The organism is Leclercia sp. M50, assembly GCF_037150775.1.
In the GTDB taxonomy this organism is placed as follows: domain Bacteria; phylum Pseudomonadota; class Gammaproteobacteria; order Enterobacterales; family Enterobacteriaceae; genus Enterobacter.
On record NZ_JBBCPK010000133.1, the window covers coordinates 1 to 8,769 of the forward strand.

The 8,769-nt window shown below is 57.5% G+C and carries 7 protein-coding genes and 2 pseudogenes; 5 read left to right on the plus strand and 4 right to left on the minus strand.

Annotation, left to right across the window (positions count from 1 at the left end; translation table 11 throughout):
- The 3 genes and pseudogenes from WFM46_RS21350 to WFM46_RS21360 all read right to left on the minus strand — a co-directional run.
- Positions 1–503: pseudogene (locus tag WFM46_RS21350) on the minus strand (sugar ABC transporter permease); the annotation flags it as partial.
- Positions 504–556: 53 nt separating this feature from the next.
- The gene (locus tag WFM46_RS21355; protein ID WP_159338859.1) at positions 557–1,702 is read right to left on the minus strand and encodes an ABC transporter substrate-binding protein; all 1,146 of its coding nucleotides are present in this window, start codon (positions 1,700–1,702) and stop codon (positions 557–559) included.
- A 34-nt stretch (positions 1,703–1,736) separates the two neighbouring features.
- Complete coding sequence (locus WFM46_RS21360) at positions 1,737–2,720, minus strand: ABC transporter ATP-binding protein (RefSeq protein ID WP_336998473.1); 984 nt, start codon at positions 2,718–2,720, stop codon at positions 1,737–1,739.
- A 150-nt stretch (positions 2,721–2,870) separates the two neighbouring features.
- Here WFM46_RS21360 and WFM46_RS21365 point away from each other — a divergent pair, with 150 nt between their 5' ends.
- Together WFM46_RS21365 and WFM46_RS21370 are read left to right on the plus strand one after the other, a co-directional pair.
- Positions 2,871–3,629 carry an MBL fold metallo-hydrolase gene (locus WFM46_RS21365; RefSeq protein ID WP_336998474.1) on the plus strand — a complete coding sequence of 253 codons (759 nt, stop codon included), beginning with the start codon at positions 2,871–2,873 and terminating at the stop codon, positions 3,627–3,629.
- A complete protein-coding gene (locus WFM46_RS21370; RefSeq protein WP_336998475.1) occupies positions 3,626–4,654 on the plus strand; it encodes a LacI family DNA-binding transcriptional regulator in 1,029 nt (342 codons plus the stop codon). Before WFM46_RS21365 ends, WFM46_RS21370 begins: the two co-directional genes overlap by 4 nt.
- On the opposite strand, the gene WFM46_RS21375 is transcribed toward WFM46_RS21370, so the two are convergent.
- The gene (locus tag WFM46_RS21375) at positions 4,651–6,144 is read right to left on the minus strand and encodes an MFS transporter (protein WP_263950821.1); all 1,494 of its coding nucleotides are present in this window, start codon (positions 6,142–6,144) and stop codon (positions 4,651–4,653) included. The two genes, WFM46_RS21370 and WFM46_RS21375, sit on opposite strands and share 4 nt — an antisense overlap.
- Before the next feature lie 115 nt (positions 6,145–6,259).
- On the opposite strand from WFM46_RS21375, the gene WFM46_RS21380 reads away from it, so the two are divergent.
- From WFM46_RS21380 to WFM46_RS21390, 3 genes and pseudogenes are all read left to right on the plus strand, one after another.
- Positions 6,260–6,835 (plus strand): TetR family transcriptional regulator, encoded by a 576-nt coding sequence (locus tag WFM46_RS21380; RefSeq protein ID WP_336998476.1) that lies wholly within the window; start codon positions 6,260–6,262, stop codon positions 6,833–6,835.
- A gap of 196 nt (positions 6,836–7,031) precedes the next feature.
- Positions 7,032–8,423 (plus strand): NarK family nitrate/nitrite MFS transporter, encoded by a 1,392-nt coding sequence (locus WFM46_RS21385; protein WP_103179647.1) that lies wholly within the window; start codon positions 7,032–7,034, stop codon positions 8,421–8,423.
- Positions 8,424–8,489: 66 nt separating this feature from the next.
- Positions 8,490–8,769 (plus strand): annotated as a pseudogene (locus WFM46_RS21390) (nitrate reductase); the annotation flags it as partial.

The following is an 8,769-nucleotide window of genomic DNA, read 5'->3' on the forward strand; positions in this document are numbered from 1 at the left end:
GCCGCCTTGGCGCCGCTAATCAGCAGCGTGGTAAAGGCCATCTGTTTCCAGACAAAGGTAATAATGATCCCGCTCCAGCCCAGCAGCGAGGTGGTCTCCATCGGCGTCATTACGCCGAGGGCAACCAGGGTATTGTTCATCAGGCCGTTTTTTGCCAGGAAGGTCCGCATCATCTGCGCGGCAACGATGAATGGGATAAACAGCGGCAGGCGGTATAAAAAGGCCAGTGCTTTAACGAGACGACGACAGGGCGAGAGCACAATCACGGCGGAAATAATGATGGAGAGCAGCGCCAGGATCGCCAGTGAAACCAGCACAATGATCAGGGTAAAGAGAATATCGTTCGAATAGAGGCTAAACACTTTTTCAAAGTGCGCCAGCGTCAAACCTGTTTCATGGGTAAAAGCCGAAATAAGCGAATAGCCCAGCGGCCAGAGAAAGAAGATGCCAATCATCAGCGTCGCCGGAAGAACCAGCAGGAAAGCGTTAAATGTCTGTCGCATGAATAATCACCGCTAAAGGTGCCTGGCAATATTCTGCCAGGCACGCCATACCCTCAGTTCGAAACCTGGCTCTCATAACCTTCTTTGATAGCGTCAAAGTAGGGTTTGAGAGGGAAACTTTTGCCGTTCTCCGCTAAGGTTTCTGGCGAAATTTCCGCGAACAGCTTCTGCCACGTCGCATCGTCCAGCGCCCCCTTCACATATTTCGCGTCGATGCCCGGGTACCAGTTAAATTGCTTCACGATCCCCTCAGCCTGAATCTCCGGGCTGGTCGCCAGCTCGATAAACTCCTGCGCCAGTTTTGCCTGGGTGGCTTTGGCCGGGATGACGTAATACATTGGCTGCCCCGGCATACCGGGTGCGATTAAGGTAAGCTTGATGGACGGCGGCAGCTTGCCCTGATCTTTCCAGCTGTAGAACATATCCACCCATACCGGCCCCATAGCGATTTCGCCCCGGCTGAGCATATCCAGCGTGCCGGCATTGCCCGGGGTAAAGGTGACGTTTTTATTAAATGCTTTCAGCTTCGTCCAGGCCGGGCCCCACTCTTTTTCAACCCCTTTATCATAAGGCAGCGCGGTAAGGCGCTCGGCTGGCGTGCCATAGGCGTAGATCCAGCCCACCACAAAGCTCACGCCTGACATACCGTTTTTGATGCCGTTATAGCCGAAGGCTTTGGGATTTTTTTCCGACCACTGCACCAGCTCGTCATAAGATTTCGGCGGAGTGGTGATGAGATCGCTGTTGTAAGCCATCGCCGTCTGGCTCAGGAACATAGGCATCACGTAGCCGTCAACGTTGACCCCCAGGGCGTTTTTAGCGTTCTCTGCGGTGGTCATGGTGCCGGTTTTCACCGCCTGGCGGTAATTCTCAAGCAGCCCTTTCTCTACCAGCTGGCCGCCTGCGGCCTGATGGACCACCGCCACATCTATATCCCAGCTTTTCGCGCTGCTCTGCGCCTGCGCCGTCAGCTTTTCAACGATCTTATTTGATCCGGCATCGCCGGGCCCGGTGCCGACCACCTGCACTTTTACTCCCGGATGGGTGGCTTCAAATTTCGGCCCCAGCCAGGTTTTGACGTAATCCACCATATTCTGGTCCCCGGCGGTGGCAACGTTAAGTACCGTTTCGGCATGCGCAGCGTGCAGGCAGCCCAGATAAAGTGCGGCAGTGATAGCCATTTTTGTTTTTACGGACATGATTGATCCCCAGAAAAGTGTGTGTCGGTTGGCATTACAAAGCAGGTTCAAAGGCATGGAGCGCAGCATCAGGCACATGCAGCACCACTGGCGAACGGTCAGGCCAGCATGTTGCTGAGTCTGCGAGTAAGATCTTTCCACCACAGCGCACGCTGTGCCGGTAGTGATGACCCAAGAAGGCACTCTCCTCAACAATCCCTTCGAGGGTTAATCCTCCCGGCGCGGACGGCAGTGCGGCATGCATGGCGATATCGGCGCTGCGAAAATAGAGCGTTCTCCCCTGCCCGTCATCAGGTGTGATGCAGTTATCCGCCCCCATAAAATCGGCGACGAAAGGCGTTGCCGGGCGGTGGTAAATTGCCTCCGGGGTGCCGATCTGTTCGATGCGACCGTTATTAAGCACGGCAATTCTGTCGGCCATCACCAGCGCTTCCTGCTGGTCGTGAGTGACGATCAGCGAGGTGAAGCCGAGTCGCTTTTGTAGCGCTTTGATCTCATGGCGCACATTGAGGCGCACTTTGGCATCCAGGTTCGACAGGGGCTCATCGAGCACCAGCACATCGGGTTCAATTGCCAGCGCCCGGGCCAGGGCAACCCGCTGACGCTGACCGCCAGAAAGGGCCGTCACCTTTATTTCCGCATAACCTTCGAGGTTAATTATTTTTAATAGCGCCTGCACCCGACGGGTTATTTCCTCTTTTTTAACGCGACGGACTTTTAATCCGTAACCGATATTTTGCGCGACCGTCAAATGCGGCCACAAGGCATAACTCTGAAACACCATGGTGATATTTCGCTGTTCCGGGGAGCTATGGGTGATATCCCGGCCATTAATCGCCACGGTACCGGAGTGCACGGGTAAAAAACCGCATAACGCATTGAGCAGTGTCGTCTTTCCGCAGCCAGAGGGGCCGAGGAGCGCGATCATCTCGCCCTTCCCGACCGCCAGATGGATATCGTGAAGGACAATATTATTCCCGTAGGCAACTTTCAGTTTATCTATTTGCAAATAACTCACGCACGATCCCTTAATTCTTTCACGTCGCCGATGAACACGTGTTCATTTCTTTGTAAAAAAAACGCAACGTTCCAGCGCCATTATGTGCGCCTACTGTGTCGTCTGTTTGTGACAATTTGATTAAGTCCGCAAAATTTTTGGTGAGACGAAATGAAAATAGATATTCTGGGTTGCGGCAGTGCTTTCTCCCTGCTGAATAATACGTCGGCAATCCGGGTCATCGATAACGCGGGCTATCAGTTGCTGATTGATTGCGGGCCAACCATTCCCCGGGCGTTATGGCAGCGGGGACTGGAGGTGAACGACATTGATGCCCTCTTTTTCACCCATATCCATCCGGATCACTGCACCGGGCTGACGGCGCTCCTTAACCACTGGAAAAGTTTTCAGCGATCGAAACCGCTGATTATCTGGTCCCAGCCTGCCCACCGCCCGGCACTACTTGAGCTGGCAAACCTCGCGAACTGGCCGGATACCGGGCTCTGCTTTGCTATCGACTGGCGCGACAGCACGCCGGAGTGGCGCTGGCAGAACTGGCTCCTGCGGACCGCCTTTACCCATCACGAAATCCCGAACCTGGCCCTGCGGATTGAGGCGCCGGGCGCCACCCTGTTTTACAGCGGCGATGGCCGCCCGACCCCGGAAAGTATTGCCCTGATGGCGGGAGCCGATCTGGCCTTTCAGGAGTGCGCCTCGGCAACAGCGCTGCCCGACGATGCCTCGCATGGCGATTTCCCCGACTGCCTGGCGCTCTTTACCCGGCTCAAACTGCCTGCGCTGGGCCTCTATCATTGCCACGACAGCGCCCGGCCTATCCTGGCGCAGGCCTGTCAGCCCCATCCTGGTCTGTTCGTCAGCGAAGAGGGCATGTCCTTCGAGCTGCCCCTTCACCGGGAGGAAACGCGGTGAGCGACGCCCCTCGCAAGCAGACGGTGACCGCCGAGGATGTGGCGAGAAGAGCGGGCGTTTCCCGCGCCGTGGTCTCCCGCGCCCTGAGCAGCAACGGCAGCATCTCCCCCGCCACCCGGGAAAAGGTCTTACAAGCCGCCCGGGAGCTTGGCTATCAGGTCAATTTTCTCGCCCAGGGATTGAACCGCCAGCGCAGCCAGCTGATTGGGGTGATCGTCGCCCGCATTGGCGATCCCTTTCGCAGCAGCCTGCTGGAGGGATTACTGCATGAGATCCAGCGGCGCGGCTACCAGGCTCTGGTGAGCGAGATCACCGGCGAGGAGGATCTGGTTAACACTCTGCGACGCTTCACCCAGTTTCGCGTCTCCGGGGTGATAGTCACCTCAGGCAGGCCGCCGGAAGCTATCGTGAATGAGTGCGTCAGCCAGCAGATCCCGGTGGTCGGTATCAACCGCCCTCCCGACATGCCGTGGGTGGATTTTATCTGCTCGGATAACCAGCGCGGCGCACAGCTGGCTGCCGAACAGCTCTGGCACTCCGGGTGCCGTCGCTTCGGCTGGCTTAATCACCCGGCCTCCACCTGGGCGGGCGTGATGCGGGGCGAGGCATTTGTCCATGCGCTGCAACAGCTGGGGGTCGACACCCTGCGCCAGCTCAGCTGGCTCGCCGCCCCGACGGAGGGTTACGATGGCGGGCTGGCGACAGCCCTGGATTATCAGGGCGAGCTGCCGGAGGGAATTTTCTGCGCCAATGCGCAGCTGGCCTGCGGGTTTCTGGATGGGATGCGCCAGCGGGGCAAATCGGCCCCGCACGATTTTCATCTGATTGGCTTCGATAACACGCCGCAAAGCGGTCAGTTAAGCTATCAACTGACCACGCTGCATCAGGATGTCGCCGGGATCGCGCGCCGCGCCCTGACGCGGCTGCTGGCGCGGGCGCAAAACCCGCACCAGCCTTCGCAGGTGGAGTGGGTGAAGGTGGAGCTGGTTTACCGGCTCACCTCCCCCCGGCCCGAAGGGATTTAACCCCCATCACGCGACACCTTCGCCAGGCTAAACCAGATCCCAACGGCCAGCAGCAGCAGTATCCCGCCTGCGCTGCCCAGCGCCACGCTGTGCGAGGTGATAAAGGCCGCTTTCGCTGCCTCAATCACCGATTCAGCAAGGGCTGGCGGCAGATCTTGCGCGACTTTCACCGCCTCGCCGATGGAGGAGGACGCGTGATCCGCAAGCGCGGCATTCAACTCCTGCGGCAATTCAATAGACGCCGAGAAGCTGCGGGTCAGGAGCAGACCGAAGATCGCGATCCCCAGCCCGGCCCCCAGCTCATAGGACATGGTTTCAATCGCCCCTGCCGCAGCGGCTTTCTCTTTTGGCGCGGCGGCCATAATGGCCGAGGTCGAGGCCAGCAGCGCGCTGGCGGCGCTAAACCCCAACAGCACCATCAGGCTCCAGGCCTGCCACTGCTGGGTGCTGAAGTCGAGCATCGACAGGCCAATGAAGCTGAGCGCACTCAGGCCCATGCCGCCTGTCGCCACAATCCGCAGACCCAGACGCCCGACCAGCACCCCGGCGATCGGCCCGCTGAATCCACTGGCGACCATTACCGGCAGCATAAACATGCCCGCGTCAAAGGGTGTGAAGCCGTGGACAAACTGCAGCTCCTGGGCCATCAGCAGCTCAAAGCCCACAAGGGCGATCATCGCCGTCATCGCCATCACCACCCCGCTCAAAATAATGCGATGGCCGAACAGCCGCAGGTCGATCATCGGCGTGCGGGCGCGAAGCTGAATGCGGACAAACGCCAACAGCATCATTGCCCCGGTCAGCAGTGTCCCCGCCACCAACCACGGCGATATCGCCCCTTTAAGCGCGGTTTTGGCGCTGTAGACCAGCAGCAAAATTGCCACAATTAGCATCAGGGCATGGGTGATATTAAGCGGCTGCTCGGGTCGGCCCTGCTGGGCGGGCACAAAACGCGCCGCCAGGGAGACCACCAGCAGCACAATGGGAACGTTGATTAAAAACACCGCGCCCCAGTAGAAGTGCGCCAGCAATATGCCGCCAATCAGCGGGCCGAAAGCTGCCCCGCCAGATCCCACCGCCGCCCAGACGCCGAGGGCAATATTGCGCTGGCGCGCATCGGCAAAGAGCGTGCGGATCCCGGCGAGCGTGGCGGGAATGATCATCGCCGCCCCGATGGCCAGCAGCGCCCGCGCCGCAATCAACCACCCGGCGGAGGGCGCAAACGCCGCCGCCAGCGATGAGAGCCCGAACAGGCTACTGCCCAGGATCAGCAGGCGTTTAAACCCGATACGATCCCCAAGCGCCCCCATCGGCAGTACCATCCCGGCCATCACCAGCGAGTAGATATCAATGATCCACAGCAGTTCGTTGCCGCTGGCATCCAGGGTCATACTCAGCGTCGGCGCGGCAACGTGCAGCACCGTGGCGTCAATTGCGACCGGGATATAAACGAGCACAATAATCACTAACGCTACCCACTGACGAATCATAATTTTCCTTATTTGACCAAACCTGGACACATGTCCAGATTGCGATCCTACGGAAAGTTGAACGCATGTCCAGCTTTTTGTTACACTCGTGATCCCCCAGTTGAGAGTGAAAAAAATGAGCTATCTGAGCAAGGATGAACGGCGGGAAGCGATCCTGCAGGCGGCCATGCGCGTGGCGCTGAGCGAAGGCTTTACGGCGATGACCGTCAGGCGGATCGCGACCGAGGCAGAGGTAGCGACCGGCCAGGTCCACCACCACTTTTCCTCCGCAGGCGAACTTAAGGCGCAGGCTTTTATCCGCCTGATCCGCACCCTGCTGGATGCCGACGTGGTGGCAAAAAACGCCAGCTGGCGCGAACGCCTGCATTCCATGCTCGGCAGCGATGACCGCAGTTTTGAGCCCTATATTCGCCTGTGGCGCGAGGCGCAGCTGTTAGCCATCCGGGACGAGGAAATAAAAGGCGCTTACGTATTAACTATGGAGATGTGGCATCAAGAGACGGTGGCGATTATTCGCGCCGGGGCAGAAGCGCAAGTCTTTACGTTAAAAGATCGGCCCGAAAATATTGCCTGGCGCTTAATAGGCCTGGTTTGCGGCCTGGACAGCTTTTACGTGTTATCCATGCCGGAGATGGATGAGACCGCATTTAATCAGCATCTGGAAAAATTAATCACCCTCGAACTCTATTAATGATTAATTTCGTTTAACTGTTACGATTTGTAACACATTAAGCGAGCCCACTTCTCCCCTCCCAGGGCAGTAGCTCGCTTTTTTTATCTATTCTTTTCAGAAGACTCCCAAAAACTTCCTACAACCTTCATCAAAATTTCAGACTTCTGTCTGATTGTATTTCTCTTTCTGCCGTTCGGATAAGCAAGAGGATAATATGTCGCAACAAACTGAGAAGAATAATCATTATCTTTTAAGTAACTGGAAACCGGAAAATCCTGCTTTTTGGGAAAATAAAGGCAAGCCGATTGCGCGACGAAATTTGGTTATCTCCGTGGCCTGTTTGCTGCTGGCGTTCTGCGTCTGGATGTTATTTAGCGCGGTGGCGGTCAATCTGAATAAGGTCGGTTTTAATTTCACCACCGACCAGCTCTTTATGTTAACCGCCCTGCCTTCGCTCTCCGGCGCAATATTACGCGTTCCCTACTCCTTTATGGTGCCTATATTCGGTGGCCGTTACTGGACGGTATTAAGTACCGTCATTCTGATTATTCCCTGCGTCTGGCTGGGTATTGCGGTGCAAAATACCGCTACCCCCTATTCGGTATTTATTATTATCGCCCTGCTGTGCGGCTTTGCCGGCGCCAACTTCGCCTCCAGCATGGGCAACATCAGCTTTTTCTTTCCCAAATCGAAACAGGGCAGCGCGCTGGGTATTAACGGCGGGCTGGGCAACCTCGGCGTCAGCGTGATGCAGATGGTGGCCCCGGTGGTGATCTTCCTGCCGATGTTTACCTTTCTCGGGGTACATGGCGTGCCGCAGGAGGATGGCTCGTCCCTGTTTCTGGCGAACGCCGCCTGGATCTGGGCCCCGCTGCTGCTGCTGGCAACCGTTGCTGCCTTTTTTGGCATGAACGATATCGCCAGTTCAAAAGCAACCATCGCCAGCCAGCTGCCGGTGCTCAAGCGCCTTCATCTGTGGCTGTTGAGCCTGCTCTATCTGGCGACGTTCGGCTCGTTTATCGGCTTTTCTGCGGGCTTCGCCATGCTGTCGAAAACCCAGTTCCCGGACGTTAACATCCTGCATCTGGCCTTCTTCGGCCCGCTGATTGGCGCCCTGGCCCGCTCCGCTGGCGGGGTGATCTCCGACAAGCTCGGCGGCGTGCGCGTCACGCTGGTGAACTTCATCTTTATGGCAGTGTTTACCGCCCTGCTCTTCCTTACCCTTCCAGGCTCCGGTTCCGGCAGCTTTACCGCCTTCTATCTGGTGTTTATGGGGCTGTTCCTTACCGCCGGGCTCGGCAGCGGCTCGACCTTCCAGATGATCGCTGTCATCTTCCGGCAAATCACCGTCTATAGAGTGAAACTGCGCGGCGGCACGGAAGAACAGGCGCAGAAAGAGGCTGTTACCGACACCGCGGCCGCGCTGGGCTTTATCTCGGCCATTGGTGCCGTGGGCGGCTTCTTCATTCCCAAAGCCTTTGGCACCTCGCTGGCGTTAACCGGCTCCCCGGTGGGGGCGATGAAGGTCTTCCTGGTGTTCTACATCGTCTGCGTGTTCGTCACCTGGCTGGTGTATGGCCGTCGGCAAAAGCACGTCAAATCATAACGATATTCAATATTTTGTGAGCAGTGTAACCCCGGGGTGGTGCGTCGCCCCGTCAGGAGAATTGTCATGAGTAAATTGTTGGATCGCTTTCGTTATTTCAAACTCAAAGGCGACACCTTCGCCGATGGACACGGTCAGGTGATGCACACCAACCGCGACTGGGAAGACAGCTATCGCCAGCGATGGCAGTACGACAAAATTGTGCGATCCACCCATGGCGTAAACTGTACCGGCTCCTGTAGCTGGAAAATCTACGTCAAGAACGGGCTGGTGACCTGGGAAACGCAGCAGACGGACTATCCCCGCACTCGCCCCGACCTGCCGAACCACGAGCCGCGCGGCTGCC

Bases quoted from the DNA above. Each gene is read 5' to 3' on its own strand.
- WFM46_RS21355 (WP_159338859.1), bottom strand. From the start codon at position 1,702: ATGTCCGTAAAAACAAAAATGGCTATCACTGCCGCACTTTATCTGGGC.
- WFM46_RS21365 (WP_336998474.1), top strand. From the start codon at position 2,871: ATGAAAATAGATATTCTGGGTTGCGGCAGTGCTTTCTCCCTGCTGAAT.
- WFM46_RS21375 (WP_263950821.1), bottom strand. From the start codon at position 6,144: ATGATTCGTCAGTGGGTAGCGTTAGTGATTATTGTGCTCGTTTATATC.
- WFM46_RS21380 (WP_336998476.1), top strand. From the start codon at position 6,260: ATGAGCTATCTGAGCAAGGATGAACGGCGGGAAGCGATCCTGCAGGCG.
- WFM46_RS21385 (WP_103179647.1), top strand. From the start codon at position 7,032: ATGTCGCAACAAACTGAGAAGAATAATCATTATCTTTTAAGTAACTGG.